Source organism: Aeromicrobium sp. P2_G6, assembly GCF_056403535.1.
This window is the reverse complement of sequence record NZ_JBFUFH010000002.1, coordinates 768420-784508: the sequence shown is the minus strand read 5'-3', so window position 1 is coordinate 784508 and position 16089 is coordinate 768420. Positions and strand designations below refer to the sequence as shown.

The 16089-nt window shown below is 68.4% G+C and carries 16 protein-coding genes; 14 read left to right on the top strand and 2 right to left on the bottom strand.

Features of this window, described 5'->3' with window-relative positions; genetic code table 11:
• Positions 1-7: 7 nt before the first annotated feature.
• From sucB to AC1DVU_RS10360, 7 genes are read left to right on the top strand one after another with little or no spacing between them, the layout of a single operon-like run.
• Positions 8-1927 (top strand): 2-oxoglutarate dehydrogenase, E2 component, dihydrolipoamide succinyltransferase, encoded by a 1920-nt coding sequence (gene sucB, locus AC1DVU_RS10390; RefSeq protein WP_476922352.1) that lies wholly within the window; start codon positions 8-10, stop codon positions 1925-1927.
• A 3-nt stretch (positions 1928-1930) separates the two neighbouring features.
• The gene (locus AC1DVU_RS10385; protein WP_476922351.1) at positions 1931-2824 is read left to right on the top strand and encodes a TIGR01777 family oxidoreductase; all 894 of its coding nucleotides are present in this window, start codon (positions 1931-1933) and stop codon (positions 2822-2824) included.
• A complete protein-coding gene (locus AC1DVU_RS10380) occupies positions 2821-3327 on the top strand; it encodes a mycothiol transferase (RefSeq protein WP_476922350.1) in 507 nt (168 codons plus the stop codon). Before AC1DVU_RS10385 ends, AC1DVU_RS10380 begins: the two co-directional genes overlap by 4 nt.
• Before the next feature lie 48 nt (positions 3328-3375).
• Positions 3376-4155, top strand: coding sequence for a prolipoprotein diacylglyceryl transferase (locus AC1DVU_RS10375; RefSeq protein WP_476922349.1), 780 nt, complete (start codon positions 3376-3378; stop codon positions 4153-4155).
• On the top strand, positions 4152-4508 hold the full coding sequence (locus tag AC1DVU_RS10370) for a hypothetical protein (protein ID WP_476922348.1): 357 nt from the start codon (positions 4152-4154) through the stop codon (positions 4506-4508). The genes AC1DVU_RS10375 and AC1DVU_RS10370 overlap by 4 nt, the downstream gene beginning before the upstream one ends.
• Positions 4505-6079 carry a radical SAM protein gene (locus tag AC1DVU_RS10365; RefSeq protein ID WP_476922347.1) on the top strand — a complete coding sequence of 525 codons (1575 nt, stop codon included), beginning with the start codon at positions 4505-4507 and terminating at the stop codon, positions 6077-6079. The genes AC1DVU_RS10370 and AC1DVU_RS10365 overlap by 4 nt, the downstream gene beginning before the upstream one ends.
• A complete protein-coding gene (locus tag AC1DVU_RS10360) occupies positions 6076-6342 on the top strand; it encodes a hypothetical protein (protein ID WP_476922346.1) in 267 nt (88 codons plus the stop codon). The genes AC1DVU_RS10365 and AC1DVU_RS10360 overlap by 4 nt, the downstream gene beginning before the upstream one ends.
• Here the strand turns inward: AC1DVU_RS10360 and AC1DVU_RS10355 are convergent.
• Positions 6335-6766, bottom strand: a complete 432-nt coding sequence (locus AC1DVU_RS10355; protein WP_476922345.1) for a hypothetical protein — start codon at positions 6764-6766, stop codon at positions 6335-6337. The two genes, AC1DVU_RS10360 and AC1DVU_RS10355, sit on opposite strands and share 8 nt — an antisense overlap.
• Positions 6767-6834: 68 nt before the next feature.
• Here AC1DVU_RS10355 and lipB point away from each other — a divergent pair, with 68 nt between their 5' ends.
• The 3 genes from lipB to AC1DVU_RS10340 are packed head-to-tail and all read left to right on the top strand — an operon-like array spanning position 6835 to position 9235.
• Positions 6835-7557, top strand: a complete 723-nt coding sequence (gene lipB / locus AC1DVU_RS10350) for a lipoyl(octanoyl) transferase LipB (RefSeq protein ID WP_476922344.1) — start codon at positions 6835-6837, stop codon at positions 7555-7557.
• Between the two features lie 36 nt (positions 7558-7593).
• Positions 7594-8517, top strand: a complete 924-nt coding sequence (gene lipA / locus AC1DVU_RS10345; protein ID WP_476922473.1) for a lipoyl synthase — start codon at positions 7594-7596, stop codon at positions 8515-8517.
• 10 nt (positions 8518-8527) lie between these two features.
• On the top strand, positions 8528-9235 hold the full coding sequence (locus tag AC1DVU_RS10340; protein WP_476922343.1) for a DUF4191 domain-containing protein: 708 nt from the start codon (positions 8528-8530) through the stop codon (positions 9233-9235).
• 56 nt (positions 9236-9291) lie between these two features.
• Here the strand turns inward: AC1DVU_RS10340 and AC1DVU_RS10335 are convergent, their stop codons facing one another.
• The gene (locus AC1DVU_RS10335) at positions 9292-9651 is read right to left on the bottom strand and encodes an RDD family protein (protein WP_476922342.1); all 360 of its coding nucleotides are present in this window, start codon (positions 9649-9651) and stop codon (positions 9292-9294) included.
• A 170-nt stretch (positions 9652-9821) separates the two neighbouring features.
• On the opposite strand from AC1DVU_RS10335, the gene glnA reads away from it, so the two are divergent.
• From glnA to AC1DVU_RS10315, 4 genes are all read left to right on the top strand, one after another.
• A complete protein-coding gene (gene glnA, locus AC1DVU_RS10330; RefSeq protein WP_476922341.1) occupies positions 9822-11243 on the top strand; it encodes a type I glutamate--ammonia ligase in 1422 nt (473 codons plus the stop codon).
• Positions 11244-11420: 177 nt separating this feature from the next.
• The gene (locus tag AC1DVU_RS10325) at positions 11421-13781 is read left to right on the top strand and encodes a LuxR C-terminal-related transcriptional regulator (protein WP_476922340.1); all 2361 of its coding nucleotides are present in this window, start codon (positions 11421-11423) and stop codon (positions 13779-13781) included.
• A gap of 226 nt (positions 13782-14007) precedes the next feature.
• The gene (locus AC1DVU_RS10320; RefSeq protein ID WP_476922339.1) at positions 14008-15600 is read left to right on the top strand and encodes a glycoside hydrolase family 13 protein; all 1593 of its coding nucleotides are present in this window, start codon (positions 14008-14010) and stop codon (positions 15598-15600) included.
• On the top strand, positions 15597-16031 hold the full coding sequence (locus tag AC1DVU_RS10315) for a hypothetical protein (protein ID WP_476922338.1): 435 nt from the start codon (positions 15597-15599) through the stop codon (positions 16029-16031). The genes AC1DVU_RS10320 and AC1DVU_RS10315 overlap by 4 nt, the downstream gene beginning before the upstream one ends.
• The last annotated feature ends 58 nt before the right edge of the window (positions 16032-16089 follow it).

Here is a 16089-nt window from a genome sequence, read left to right as displayed (position 1 = left end):
GGACATCATGGCTACGTCTGTCACCCTTCCCGCTCTCGGCGAAAGCGTCACCGAGGGCACAGTCACCCAATGGCTCAAGCAGGTCGGCGACTCCGTCGCGGTCGATGAGCCGCTGCTCGAGATCTCCACCGACAAGGTCGACACCGAGATCCCGTCGCCAGTCGCGGGCGTGCTGCTCGAGATCAAGGCCAACGAGGACGACACAGTCGAGGTCGGCGCCGTGCTCGCGATCATCGGCGAGGAGGGCGAGAGCGCCGGTGGCGACGCCGCACCTGCCGCCGAGGCCCCGGCCGCTGAAGCACCCGCTGCTGAGGCTCCGGCCGAGCAGGCCCCGGCCGCTGAGGCCCCCGCCGAGCAGGCGCCGGCCGAGCAGCCCGTCGCGGAGAGCGCGTCCGAGGAGCGGTCCCCCGCACCTGCCGGCAGCGCCGACGCGCAGCAGGCCGCAGCCGAGAACGCCCCCGCACCGCAGGCCGAGAGCGCGCCGACGTCCGGTGGCGGTACGGCCGTGACCCTTCCGGCGCTCGGAGAGAGCGTCACCGAGGGCACCGTGACGCAATGGCTCAAGCAGGTCGGTGACGACGTCGCCGTCGACGAGCCGCTGCTCGAGATCTCGACCGACAAGGTCGACACCGAGATTCCCTCGCCGGTCGCCGGCAAGCTCCTCGAGATCAAGGTCGCTGAGGACGAGACCGTCGAGGTCGGCGCCGAGCTCGCGATCATCGGCTCGGCCGACGCAGCGCCCGCCGCCAGCGCACCGGCGGCTCCCGCCCCCGAAGCAGCACCGGCTCCCGAGCCCACGCCTGCGCCCGAGGCAGCAGCAGCACCCGAGTCGCAGGCCAACCCCGCCGAAGCGTCACCCCCGGCACAGGCAGCACCCGCCGAGGCACCTGCTCCGCCACCCGCTCCCGAACCGGCCCCGACACCCGCTGCCGAATCGGCTCCCACGCCTGCGCCCGAGCCCGCTCCGGTCCCGGCGGCCTCACCGAGCGCCAGTGGCGACACCTACGTCACGCCGATCGTCCGCAAGCTCGCCAAGCAGCACAACGTCGACCTCGCCGCCGTGTCCGGCACCGGCGTCGGCGGCCGCATCCGCAAGCAGGACGTCCTCGACGCCGCCGAGAAGCCAGCAGCGGCACCGGCAGCAGCCCCCGCCGCCAGCGCACCCGCTGCTGCGGCTCCCGCCGCGGCAGCCGAGCCGTCGCCGCTGCGTGGCAAGACCGAGAAGCTCTCGCGCCTGCGCAAGGTCGTCGCGAGCCGACTCGTGGAGTCGCTCCAGGTCTCGGCGCAGCTCACCCAGGTGCACGAGGTCGACGTCACCGAGGTGGCTCGCCTGCGGGCTCGCCACAAGGATGCCTTCCTCGAGCGCGAGGGCGTCAAGCTGACGTTCCTGCCGTTCTTCGCCAAGGCTGCGATCGAGGCACTCAAGCAGTACCCGCAGCTCAACTCGGCGGTCGACATCGAGGCGGGCACGATCACGTACCCGGCTGGAGAGCACCTCGGCATCGCGGTCGACACCGAGCGCGGCCTGCTGGTGCCGACCATCAAGGACGCCGGCGACCTGTCGATCGCCGGGCTGGCCCGCAAGATCGCAGACGCGGCCGAGCGGACGCGCACCAACAAGATCTCCCCGGACGAGCTGTCCGGCGCGACGTTCTCGATCACCAACCTCGGCAGCAATGGCGCCCTGTTCGACACGCCGATCATCAACCAGCCGCAGGTGGCGATCCTCGGCGTCGGCGCTGTCGTCAAGCGCCCCGTCGTGGTGACCGATGCGCAGGGCAGCGACAGCATCTCGGTGCGCAGCATGGCTTACCTCGCGCTGACGTACGACCACCGCATCGTCGATGGCGCAGATGCCGGCCGCTACCTGACTGCGGTCAAGCAGCGCCTGCAGGGCGGCTCGTTCGAAGGCGAGCTCGGGTCCTGACCCGTGCACGTCGTCATCGGGGGTGCCTCGGGGTTCCTCGGCACCGCGCTGACGCAGAACCTGCGCCAGCGCGGTCACCAGGTCACTCGCCTGGTCCGCTCCGGCCCTCCTGCTGACGACGCGTCGGTCTGGGACCCCTACGCGGGGCGCATCGACCAGATCGTCATCGATCGGGCCGACGCGGTCGTCAACCTCTCCGGAGCGTCGGTGGCGCGCTGGCCGCGCACCGAGAAGCGCCGCAAGCTGATCCTCGAGTCCCGCACGTCGGCCACCGGCACGCTCGCGAAGGCGATCGCGGCGTCGGCCAAGCCCCCGGCGCTGATCTCGGCCTCGGGCATGTCCTACTACGGCGTCGACTGCGGCGCCGAGGTGCTCACCGAACGCACCGGCGCCGCCGACTCGGGCTTCCTGCCCGGGGTCGTCCGGGCGTGGGAAGCCGCAGCGTCCCCGGCCATCGAAGCCGGAGCACGGGTCTGCTTCACGCGTACGACCCTGGCGCTCAAGGCCGGCGAGGGCCTGCTCCGCTTCATGGTGCCGTTCTGGAAGCTCGGCCTCGGCGCCCGCCTCGGTCCCGGGCGCCACTACATGTCGTACATCTCGCTCAACGACTGGGTGCGCGCCGCCACGCTGCTGATCGAGTCCCCCGAGCTCAGCGGCCCGTTCAACTTCGGGGCGCCGGTCCCGGTCACCAACGCGGAGTTCACCGACACCCTCGGAGACGTCGTGCACCGGCCGACGTTCCTCGTCGCACCGCGATTCGCGATCAAGGCGGCACTGGGCAGCATGGCCGACGACCTGCTCGGGTCGATGCGCGTCTCCCCCGCCGCGCTGGTCGATGCGGGCTTCACGTTCTCCGAGCCCGACCTCCGCTCCGCGCTCGAGGCCGCGCTGAGATGAAGCTCCCGGAGCCGGGCCCCGACGCAGTCGATCCGGCCGAGAAGTTCCTGGACTACCTCGACTACTTCCGCTCCGAGGTGCGCCGCAAGGTCGCCGACCTCGATGGCTCGGACCTGCACGACAGCCGGTTGCCGTCGGGCTGGTCGCCGGCCGAGCTGGTGTCCCACCTGGTCCACATGGAGCGCCGGTGGTTCGTCTGGGGGTTCCTCGGCGAGGACGTCGGCGAACCGTGGGGCGATCGCGACGAGTCCGGCCGCTGGACCACCACTGGACCGATCGACGAGATGCTCGACGCGCTCGACGCAGGCGGTGTCCGAGTCCGGGAGATCGTGGCGAGCCACGACCTGCTCGACGTCGCATCCGGAGACGGTCGTTTCGCCGATGGCACGCCGCCGCCCACGCTCCTCGCCATCCTGTTCCACGTCATGCAGGAGTACGCCCGCCACATGGGTCACCTCGACATCGTGCGTGAATTGATCGACGGGACGACCGGCGAGGGCTGACCGGCGATTCGGCGTACGGATGCTGCCGGTCGCTGACATGCTGGCTCCGTGCTGCCGACGATCGACGTACTCGGGCTGCCGATCCCGACCCACAGCCTGTTCGTCGCGCTGGGCGTGCTCGCGGCAGCCGCGATCTTCGTCGTCGAGGCCCGGCGACGCGGGCAGACCGACGAACGGATCTGGTACGTCGTGCTCGGTGCCCTGGTCGGAGGCGCGATCTTCATGCGGCTGGGGCCGTGGTTCCAGCATCTCGACCTGCGCGAGAACGCCTCACTCCCCGAGCAGTGGCTCTACGGCAACCGCAGCATCCTCGGCGGGCTGTTCGGGGCCTGGCTCGGGGTCCACATCGCCAAGCGCCTGGTCGGCTACGAAGCTCGTACGGGAGACCTGTTCGCGCCCGCCGTGGCGCTCGGCATGGCGATCGGCCGATTCGGCTGCTTCTTCACCGAGCTTCCCGGGACGCCGACCGGCACCTCATTCGGCATCCGGCTGGATGCCGAGGACGCTGCCCGCCTCGGCGCCCCCGCCGGCGTTCCGCTGCATCCGTCCTTCGCGTACGAGATCGCGTTCCAGGCGGCCGCGTTCGCCGTGATCTGGTTCTGGCTCCGCCATCGGCTGGTGTCGCCGGGCGAGACCTTGACATTCTACCTGCTCGGCTACGGAGTCTTCCGGTTCCTCGTCGAGTTCACCCGCGGCAACGAGGTCGCCTGGCAAGGCCTGACCCGGCCGCAGCTGTTCCTTCTCCTCACAGTCCCCCTCGTGGTCGCGCGCATCGTCGTGCAGGCCCGCAAGGGCATCTACCGACTCGAGCCAGTGGAGGCACGATGACCCAGCCGCCGACCGGACCACCCGATGAGCCACCGCCGTGGGGTCACTACCCGCAACCCATGCCCCGGCCCGAGAAAGGCCGCGGGTGGGAGATCTTCGGCGGAGTCGTCGTCGGCGGCATCTCCGCCATCCTGCTGCCTCTGATCGTGCTCGCCATCGCCTCTGGCACGGGCGCCGGGTTCGGAGGCGTCGAGGTCCTGCTGGGGCTTGTTCTCGTGCCGCTCGTCGGGATCGGTCTCATGTTCGGCAAGGCGTCCCGCCCGTGGGGTCTCGGCATCCTGATCAGCTGGGCCATCGCCGTGATCGTCGTCGGCGGCGCGTGCGTCGCCATCATCGCGAGCCTGAACGCATGACCGGAATGCCGTTGCGTGACTACCGCGTCCATCGCTACGTCAACGCGTTCTGCCCACGGTGCCACGACGAGAAGCCGGACCGCCCACTCGCAGACGTACGCCGGCTCTCGGGGTGGCTCGCAGTGCGCGACGACCGTGTATGGCTCGAGCGTGGGTGCCCCGACCACGGGCTGGTGACGACGCTCTACGACGAGTCGCCGGAGATCCTGTCGTACCTCGAGGAGTGGACCGCACCGACCAAGGTGCACGAGCCGGACGTCGCCGGCAACTTCCAGCCGGTGCCGTCCGCGTACGCCGACGGCCTGCCCGAGATGCAGACGCAGCACACGTGCATCCTGTTGGCCGACATCACGGACCACTGCAATCTGCGCTGTCCCACGTGCTTCGCCGAGTCGGCGCCGGCGATGTCGTCGGTCGCTCCTCTCGAGCAGGTCCTCGCCTCGATCGACACCCGGTTGAAGCGCGAGAACGGGCGCATCGACGTGCTCATGCTGTCCGGCGGTGAGCCGACGCTCTATCCGCAGCTGGCCGAGCTGCTCGACGCCGTCGCGGCAAGGCCGATCGTCCGGGTGCTCGTCAACACCAACGGCCTGCGGATCGCCCAGGACGACGAGCTTCTGGCGCTGCTGACCCGGCACCGCGAGCGTGTCGAGGTCTATCTGCAGTTTGACGGCGAGTCGGCCGAGGCGTCGACACATCATCGCGGCGCAGACATCCGCAGATTCAAGGACCGCGCCCTCGATCGCCTCTCGGCCGCCGGCATCTTCACGACCCTCACGATGACCGCAGCGCTCGGTGTCAACGACGACGAGATCGGCTACGTCGTCAAGCGCGGGCTCGAAACCCCGTACGTCGGCGGGGTGACGATCCAGCCGGTGTTCGGCTCCGGGCGGTCCGCCGGGATCGATCCCATGGACCGTCTGACCCACACCGGCGTCCTCGCCCGGCTCGACGCGCAGACCGCCGGTCAGGTCACCTGGCGGGACCTCACGGCGCTCCCGTGCTCGCACCCGCACTGCTGCTCGGTCGGCTACCTGCTGCGGGACGACTCAGGCACGTGGCGGTCGCTCACATCGCTGATCGGTCACGACAAGCTCAAGCAGTGGCTCGACCTCGAGCCTGACGTGTTGGCCAACCGGATCGCCGACGACTCGATCCCGGTGACGATGAAGCGGGTCGTCAAGGACTCGTTGCTCGATCTGCTCAGCGAGCAGTCGTCGCTGTCGCACCCCAACATCGGCAACATCTGGAAGGACATCTGCGAGAACTGCGATCTCGGCATCGGCACCCTCACGACGCTGGCCTCGTCCGCCTTGCCTGGTCAGAAGAAGCGGCTCCGCAAGATGCTCGGCGAGCGGGTCGTGCGGATCACGGTCAAGCCCTTCATGGACATGTCGACGATGATCGAGGAGCGGCTCACGCAGTGCTGCGTGCACGTCGCCACGGTCAACGCCGAGACGTCCGCACACCAGTGCGCGCCGTTCTGCGCGGTCCAGGCGTGGGCGCCCTTGTCACGCACGCGGCTGTCAACCGCGACCGGCCGGACCAACCTCTTGGAGACGCTGCCATGACCCATCACGCGACCGAGTCCGACGCCACGACGTACGACCCGCTGCGGCTGTGCGTGTTCGCCACAATCGCCCTGCTCGGCTGGGTGCTCGGCCCCGTCGCGCTCCTTGGCTTCGCGGCGCTCGGCTTCGCCGGCTACTGGAAGGCCTGGCGGGGCGGCCTCGAGCGGTCGCGCTGCGTCCTGCGCGACACCCGGCTCGTGCTGGCCTACCTCGCAACGCTGGCCATCGCCGGTGCGGTCGGCATCTGGTTCTGGGTCACCTGAGTCTCGCCCCGGCGATGCGCCAGCCCTCGGTCGTACGCACGAGGGTGATCACTCGCCGCGACGGTTCGTCACGCGGCAGCGCCGTCGCTGACCCATCGGCCCACATGATCCGCCCCGGTCCCAGTCGATCGACGACCTCGAGGCGAGCTCGCGAGGGCGACGCTGCAACGACCCGACACGAGATGACCCGCATCTCGGCACCGGCGACCCGGCCGCCACGTCGCCGGTAGTCGTCGATCGTCGCGGCATCGACGTCCAGCGCGCGGCTCCCCCGGACGTACACGTCGCCGAGCAGGTCGACGTCGGCCGTCGCGAACGCCTCGGCCCGGACCTGGTCGAGCTCGCCGAGCCGCGTGGCCCACACATCGTCAGGTGCAGGCGAGACGGCTCGCACGGCGGCGATCAGCACCCACAGCCAGTCCATGGCGCCACTGTGCCGCCGTACGCCACCAGCGCGCTCGCCGCCATCCACAGGCCGGTTAGGCTGGAGAGGTGACGCTGCAGATTCTGGACGAGTGGTATGGCGAACGCGCGATCGACTACGTCGATGCGTGGGAGCTCCAACGCGAGCTGCACGCCCAGCGCGTCGCCGACGAGATCACCGACACCGCGCTGTTCCTCGAGCACCCGCCGGTCTACACCGCCGGGCGCCGCACCGAGCCACACGAGCGGCCGCTCGACGGCACGCCGGTCGTCGATGTCGATCGCGGCGGCAAGATCACGTTCCACGGCCCGGGCCAGCTCGTCGGCTACCCCATCACGAAGCTGCCGTCCCATGTCCTCGTCGTCGACTACGTACGCCGGGTCGAGGAAGCCATGATCCGCGCGTGCGCCGACCTCGGCGTCACGACCGGACGAGTCTCCGGCCGCTCGGGCGTATGGCTCGCCGCCGGACAGGGACGCATCGAGCGCAAGGTCGGCGCTATCGGCATCCGGGTCTCGCGCGGCGTCACCATGCACGGCTTCTCGCTCAACGCCGACGTCGACCTCGGCTTCTACGACCGTTTCGTGCCGTGCGGCATCGCCGACGCCGGAGTGACATCCCTGAGTGCCGAGCTCGGGCGTGACGTGACCGTGCGCGAGGCCGCCGACGCGGTTGCCCCGCACCTGCGCGAGCTGCTCCACTGGCAGGCGTACGAGCCTTCCGCCGATCTGGTTCACGACGAACATCCCAGCGTGCCGGTCCTCGGCGTGACGGCTGGGGCACGGGCGTAGGCTGGAACGGTGACTATCGCTCCTGAGGGACGCAAGATGCTGCGTCTGGAAGTCCGCAATGCTGAGACCCCCATCGAGAAGAAGCCCGCGTGGATCAAGACCCGGGCCAAGATGGGCCCGGAGTACAACGAGCTGATGAAGCTCGTCAAGGGCGAAGGGCTCCACACGGTGTGTCAGGAAGCCGGTTGCCCCAACATCTTCGAGTGTTGGGAGGACCGCGAGGCCACATTCCTCATCGGTGGCGAGCAGTGCACGCGACGCTGCGACTTCTGCCAGATCGACACCGGCAAGCCCGACCCGATCGATCGCGACGAGCCGCGCCGTGTCGCCGAGTCCGTGCAGAAGATGGAGCTCCGCTACGCCACGATCACGGGTGTCGCCCGCGACGACGTGCCCGACGGTGGCGCATGGCTCTACGCCGAGACGGTCCGCAAGATCCACGAGCTCAACCCCGGCACCGGCGTCGAGAACCTCATCCCCGACTTCAACGGCATCCCCGAGCTGCTCGAGCAGGTCTTCGACTCCAAGCCCGAGGTGCTGGCACACAACGTCGAGACCGTGCCGCGCATCTTCAAGCGCATCCGCCCGGCGTTCCGCTACGAGCGCTCGCTCGACGTCATCACGCAGGCCCGCGACTACGGCCTGGTCACCAAGTCCAACCTGATCCTCGGCATGGGTGAGACCCGCGAAGAGGTCTCCCAGGCACTCGTCGACCTCCACGAGGCCGGCTGCGACCTCATCACGATCACGCAGTACCTCCGCCCGTCGGTGCGTCACCACCCGGTCGAGCGCTGGGTCAAGCCCGAGGAGTTCGTCGAGCTCAAGACCGAGGCCGACGAGATCGGCTTCGCCGGCGTCATGTCCGGACCGCTCGTACGTTCGTCCTACCGGGCCGGCAGCCTCTACAAGCAGGCGATTGAGTCAGGACGCGGCAGCGCCGCGCTCCGCAACGCGACGTAGACTGACCCTCATGTCGAATGCCACCCCCGAACCCGCCAAGGGTCGCCTGGGCCAGATGCGCCAGGCGTACACGATCACCAAGCGCAGTGACCGCAACATCGGTCTCATCCTGCTGCTGACCTTCCTGCTGGCCGGTGGTCTGGCTGCGACGCTCGGCTTCTTCGTGTTCGGCTCCGGCACGTTCGGGCTGATCATCACGATCGTGTTCGGCATCCTGATCGGCATCCTCGCGGCCCTCATCGTCTTCGGCCGCCGCGCCGAGAAGGCCGCGTACGCCCAGGTCGAGGGCCAGGTGGGCGCTGCCGCCGGCGCCCTGCAGATGCTCCGCCGCGGCTGGGAGCTCAAGCCCGCCGTCGCCTTCACCAAGAACCAGGACGTCGTGCACCGCGTCGTCGGCCGTCCCGGCATCATCCTGGTCGGCGAGGGCAACCCCACCCGCGTCCGCAACCTGCTGACCGCGGAGAAGAAGAAGCACGCCCGCATCGGCGGCGACGAGGTCCCCGTGATCGACATCGTGGTCGGCAACGGCCCCGACGAGGTCAAGCTGACCAAGCTCATCAAGCACCTGCGCAAGCTGCCCAAGAACATCAAGCCGGCGCAGATGACGGCCGTCCTCTACAAGCTCAAGGCGCTCGACGCGATGCGTCCCGCCGCCCCCATGCCGCGCGGCCCTGTGCCGACGAGCATGAAGGGCTCCCGCAAGGCGATGCGCGGCTGACGTTCCGCACATTGAGCTTGTCGAAATGTCCTTTCGACAAGCTCAAGGACCGGTGACTAGACCAGCGCGACGCGCGACCCGGCGGCGAGATCGTGGATGCCGCGCTTGTCGTCGTTCATCACGATCGCCGGGATCACCAGGCAGACCAGCAACGAGCGCAGGAACGCCCGCGGGAGACCGATCGGCCGTCCGTCCGGGTTCTCGACCTTCAGCCGGAAGATCCGTTTGCCGATCGAGTAGCCCAGCAGGCCCGTCAAGACCGACATCTCAACGACGAAGAACGCCGTGATGATGAGGTTCTCCTTGATGTCTTCCGGCGGATAGTGGGTGCCTGCGAGAGCGGCTGCGCTGAGCGACGCGATGATCCAGTCGACCAGCAGGGCGCCGAGGCGCCGTAGGAGCGAGGGAGTCTGCACGCGGCGAGCCTACAGACGCTGTGATTGCGCCTGTCACGGGCACTTGTAACATTCCTGAAACAATTCAGTGACGGTCGGGAAACTGCCCGACCATAGCGTCAGCGGTACGGTGCAGCGACGCACTCACCTGTCATCGACAACACAGGCCGCCCAGCGGCCGAGGAGGCCCCATGTTCGGCAATGCCGACGAGTTGTTCAAGTTCATCAAGGACGAAGGTGTCGAATACCTGGACGTCCGTTTCACCGACTTGCCCGGCATCCAGCAGCAGGTCACCCTGCCGGCTTCGACGTTCGACGCCGACATGGTCGCCAGCGGCGTCGCATTCGACGGCTCGTCGATCCGCGGCTTCCAGACCATCGACCAGTCCGACATGGTGCTGTTCCCGGATATCAAGACCGCGTACGTCGACCCGTTCAAGGCTCGCAAGACCATCGCGATGGACTTCTTCGTCCACGACCCGATCACCGGCGAGGCCTACTCCCGCGACCCGCGCAACATCGCCCGCAAGGCCGAGGCCTACCTCGCGACAACGGGCATCGGCGACACGGCGTACTTCGCGCCCGAGGCCGAGTTCTACATCTTCGACCGCGTCAACTACGGCACCAGCGCCAACAAGTCGTTCTACGAGATCACCTCGGCCGAGGCCGCTTGGTCGACCGGTGACGACATCGGCGACAACCGTGGCTACAAGGTCCGCTACAAGGGCGGCTACTTCCCCGTCGCGCCGACCGACAAGACGGCCGACCTGCGCAACGACATGATGACCAACCTCACCAACGCCGGGCTAACCCTCGAGCGCGGCCACCACGAGGTCGGCACGTCCGGTCAGGCCGAGATCAACTACCGGTTCGACACGCTGCTCAAGGCTGCCGACGACGTCATGAAGTTCAAGTACATCGTCCGCAACACGGCGTGGGCCAACGACAAGACGGTCACCTTCATGCCGAAGCCGATCTTCGGAGACAACGGCTCGGGCATGCACGTGCACCAGTCGATCTGGAACGAAGGCAGCCCGTTGTTCTACGACGAGGCCGGCTACGGCGGACTGTCCGACCTGGCGCGTCATTACATCGGCGGCATCCTGAAGCACGCGCCGTCGCTGCTTGCGTTCACCAACCCGTCGGTCAACTCCTACCACCGCCTGGTGCCGGGCTTCGAGGCGCCGATCGCGCTCGTCTACTCGGCCCGCAACCGCTCGGCTTGTGTCCGTATCCCGATCACGGGATCGAACCCCAAGGCCAAGCGCATCGAGTTCCGTTGCCCCGACCCGTCGGCCAACCCGTACCTCGCCTTCTCGGCGCTGCTGCTGGCCGGACTCGACGGCATCAAGAACAAGATCGAGCCGCCGGCCCCGATCGACAAGAACATCTACGAGCTGCCGCCGGAGGAGTACGAAGCCATCGACATGGTTCCGACCTCCCTCAACGCGGTGCTCGACTCGCTCGAGGCCGACCACGAGTTCCTCACCGCTGGTGACGTGTTCACGCCCGACCTGATCGAGACGTGGATCGACTACAAGCGCACGGAGGAGATCCTCCCCGTGCAGCTGCGCCCGCACCCGCACGAGTTCGAGCTCTACTACGACATTTAAGTCGTAAGGGACTCCGAAATAGCTTCACCAGATCGCCCCCAGCCGCCTGGCTGGGGGCGATCTGCCGTTCCAGCCTTTTCCTTGGTGCAGCGCAACTGGGGCGCCGGTCATAGACTCACCTTTTGAGGTGTACGCGTCGGTACACGCAAGGGTCAGACGGCAGAGACGGAATCCGGTATGGCGACGACGAAGCTGGCAGGGTCAAGTCGGGGGGCACTGCCCGCTGAGCTGACCAGCTTTGTGGGACGACGACGCGAGCTGAGCGAGACCCGGCGACTGCTCGCCAGTGGCCGGTTGCTGACCCTCATCGGAGCCGGGGGCGTCGGGAAGACGCGGCTGGCGCTGCGGATGGCGGCCGAGGTCCGGCGTACGTTTCCCGACGGCGTGTGGTTCGTCGAGCTTGCGGCCCTTCACGACCCCCAGCTCGTGCCCCACACCGTGGCCAACACCCTCGAGCTGCGCCAGGTCTCTCCCGACCCCTCGAGCGACCTCGCCGACTACCTGGAAAACAAGAGTCTCCTGGTGGTGCTCGACAACTGTGAGCACCTCACGGACGCCTGCGCGGTGCTGGCCAGCAAGTTGTTGGCCGCAGCGCCGGGCCTGCGCATCCTGGTCACCAGCAGGCACGTGCTCGGTGTCGAGGGCGAGCAGATCCTCTCGGTGCCTCCACTGTCCACGCCCGACGGCGAGGCAGAGGTGGGTGCCGGCGATCCCACGCGATACGAGTCGGTGAGCCTCTTCCTGGACCGCGCAGCGTCGGTTGCGCCGGGCTTCGCGATCACCGAGGGGAACCGAGCCGCGGTCGTCGAGCTGTGCCGACGGCTCGACGGGATTCCCTTGGCCATCGAGCTCGCGGCGGTGTGGTTGCGCATCCTCTCCCCCGTCCAGATCCTCGAGCGGCTCGAGGATCGCTTCCGGCTGCTCGCCAGCGGTCGGCCTGCGGCACCGGCCCGGCAGCAGACGCTGGACGCCACCGTCGGCTGGAGCTTCGACCTCTGCTCGCCCGCCGAGCAGGTCATGTGGGCCCGGCTCTCGGTCTTCTCCGGAGGGTTCGACCTCGAAGCCGCAGAGGAAGTCTGCGCCGGCGACGAGATCTCGCGCGACGACGTCCTGAATCTCGTCGCGAGCCTGGTCAACAAGTCGATCGTCCTCCGGCACCAGGCGACCGAGCACCACACTGCCTGGTACCAGATGCTGGAGAGCATCAGGCAGTACGGCGCTGGGCGCGTCACCGACCCAGACCAGGTGCGAGCGCTTCGTCTCCGGCATCGGGATCATTACCGGTCGCTCGCGCACCGGTTCGCCGACGAAGGCTTCGGCCCGAGCCAAGCGGACTGGTTCATCCGACTGCGGCGCGAGTCCGGCAACATCCGGGCGGCGCTGGAGTTCTGCCTCACCGAGCCCGGCGAGGCCGCCGGTGCGTGCGACATCGCGGCCTCCATCTGGAACTTCTGGTTCGCCGGGTTCCTCCGCGAGGGTTACCGCTATCTCCTCCGCGGGCTCGACCTAGCAACCGACCCCACCAGCGGCCGGGCGCACGCGCTGTGGGCTGCCAGCTACCTCGCCATGTTCGCGACCGACTTCGACCGGCACGCCACGATGTTGGCCGAGTGCGAACAGATCGCCGCCGGACTCGACGACGACATGTTGCATGCGCGGATCAAGGAGTGCGAAGGGCACGCGACGCTCTATCAGGGCGACCTGCCGGGCGCCATCGAGCTGCTCGAGCAGGCTCGACGGGAGTTCCAAGCGCTCGGGAACCCGCTCGGGGAGTTCGACACCTTGATCCTGCTCACCGCATGCACCTTCTTCCTCGACGACCCGAGGACCAGCCAGTTCGGCCGGGAGGCCTTCGAGCTGGCCGAGCGCCACGGGGCGCAGTCCTCGATGGGCTACGGGCTCTGGAGCGTCGGTATCGCGCAGTGGCGCACAGGCGACTTTGCCGAGGCGACGCGTTCGCTGCGCCGGAGCGTCCGACTCTTTCTGCCGATGCACGACCTCACCGGCATCAGCTTCGGCGTCCAGGCGCTCTCCTGGTGCGCCGCCTTCGCGGACCCCGGCGAGCGCGCGGCCCGTTTGCTCGGTGCCGCGCAGGCCATCTGGCGTACGAGCGGCGCGAAGGTCGACGAGACGAACGCGTACAGCGTGTTCGACAAGAGGTCCGAAGCCATGCTGCGCGAGGCACTGGGCTCCGGTCCGTCCGACACCGAGATGTTTGCGAACGCCTTCGCGGAGGGAGCGTCGTACTCCTTCGAGCAGGCCTTGGCACTCGCCCTCGGAGAGGACGAGGAGGTCGAGGTCCCCGAGGAGACCGCCGCGTCCACTGGGGCTCGAGCCGAAGTGCCCGGTGGCCTGACCAGGCGCGAGACGGAGATCGCCGCGCTTCTCGCCGAAGCGCTGAGCAACAAGGAGATCGCAGCGCGGCTCGTCATCTCGCAGCGCACCGTCGAGACTCACGTCGACCACATCCTGAGCAAGCTGGGCATGACCTCCCGCGCTCAGGTCGCCGGCTGGGTCGCCGAACAGCGGCCTCGCTGACGGCAGCCGCGGCGCGGCCTACGTAGGTCTGCGCATCTACGTAGTCATCTACGTATTTGTCCCGATGTCCGGTATGGGACGCCGATGAGAGCGTTAACAAACGCCGTCCCCACCACCCGAGGTCTCCATGTCCACCACGACCACCGACTCAATCTCCGCGAACAGTAGCGGGAGGTCCGGTGACATGCTCGGGTGGTGGCGGACTGGCGTCATCTATCAGGTGTACGTGCGCAGCTTCCAGGACTCCAACGGCGACGGCATCGGTGACCTCGATGGCGTGCGGGCACGGCTTCCGTACCTGCGCAGCCTCGGCGTCGACGCGATCTGGCTCAACCCGTTCTACGCCTCTCCCCAGCACGACCACGGCTACGACGTCGCCGACTACCTCACCGTCCACCACGAGTACGGCGATCTGGCAGCGTTCGACCAGCTGCTCCGCGCCGCCCACCGGTTGGACCTCAAGGTCATCGTCGACGTGGTGCCCAACCACTGCTCGATCGAGCACGATTGGTTCAGGGCTGCTGTGGCTGCCGGTCCGGACAGCCCCGAGCGACGACGCTTCCACTTCGCCGACGGCCGGGGTCCCTATGGCGAGCTGCCGCCGAACAACTGGCGCTCCATCTTCGGCGGCCCGGCCTGGCACCGGATCAGCGAACCGGACGGCACCCCCGGGCAGTGGTATCTCCACACGTTCGCTCCCGAGCAAGCCGACTTCAACTGGCGTCACCCGGACGTCGCCGAGCACTTCGAGGCGGTCCTCCGGTTCTGGTTGGACCGCGGAGTGGACGGCCTGCGCATCGACGTCGCGCACGGTCTCCACAAGCGGGACGGGCTGCCGGACCACGAATTCGCGATCGACGACGAGCTCACCGGCGACCCGCTCAACCCACACGCCTGGAATCAGCCCGAGGTTCATGAGGTGTGGCGCAGCTGGCGAGCCCTCGTGGAGGAGTACACCGAACGGACCGGCCAGGAGCGGATGCTGGTCGGCGAGGTCGGCGTGCTGGACACCGCCGAGCTCGCGTCCTACCAGCGTCCCGACGAGCTGCACCAGAGCTTCTTCTTCGAGTTCCTCCGCGCCCCGTGGGGCGCCGAGTCGCTGTCACAGGTGATCGACCGCGGGCTGGAAACGGTCGCAGCTCACGACTCCCCGGTGGCCTGGGTGCTCAACAACCACGACATGCCACGGTCCGTCACGCGGTACGCCGGTGGCGCTCCCGGCTTTTCCGCGGGAGACGTCGACCTCGGGCTCACCCGAGCCCGCGCTGCCGCGCTGCTGATGCTCGCGCTGCCCGGATCGGTCTACCTCTACCAAGGTGAGGAGCTGGGTCTGCCGGAGGTGGTTGACCTCCCCGACTCCGTGCTCACGGACCCGATGTTCCGCCGCACCGGTGGCGCTCGCCGTGGGCGGGACGGCTGCCGGGTCCCGCTGCCCTGGACGTCCACCGGCGACACGTTCGGCTTCTCCCCGACGGGCACCCACACGCCACCCTGGCTGCCTCAACCCGAATGGTTCACCCACTATTCGGTCGATCGCCAGCTCGAGTCCAGCGAGTCCATGCTCCAGCTGTACCGCGAGGCCCTCGCCCTGCGACACCGTGTCCCGGCATTTTCCATGGGCGAGTTCCGCTGGTTGCCGACCGAGCCGGGTGTGCTCGCGTTCACGCGCGGCGACGACCTCGTGTGCGTCGTCAACTGCTCCCCTCACCCCGTGTGCTCCCCGCCCGGGTCCCAGCTCCTGCTGGGCAGCGACCCGGAGGTTGCGGACAAGGTGCCGCCGGACAGCGCCGGATGGTTTCTCCTGGAGGCCGGGTCATGAGCGGCCAGGAGCCGCCGCGGCTGCTCGGCTACATTCGTGCCGATCTGCTCAGGCGCGGCACCGACCTGCCGCAGGTGAAAGCCCAGCTCGAGGCCTTCGCCATCCGCGAGAAGTTCAGCCTTGGAGGCGTCCTCGTGGCGGAAGGCGACGCGCCGTCGACATTCAGCGCACTGATGGAGGTGGCCCACGACGAAGCCGCGTGGGGAATCGTCGTCCCGGACCTTCGCCACCTGACCGACGTCGAGCAACTGATCCTGGCTCGCAACGAACACGGCGGGCAGACGGCGATCTTCGCCGCCACGCTCGCCCCCCAAGCCGGTGGGCCTGACGGGAGACTCCAGACTCGCGCCAGGCCTGCCGTACCACCCCTACCACCCCTACCACCCCTCACGAATGGGCCCGGTTGGTCAACGAGGCTGAATTGGTCGTGATCAACGCGTTCGGTCGGACTGCAAGACGGTATTGAGCGTCTTCCTACGCTGGCCGTCG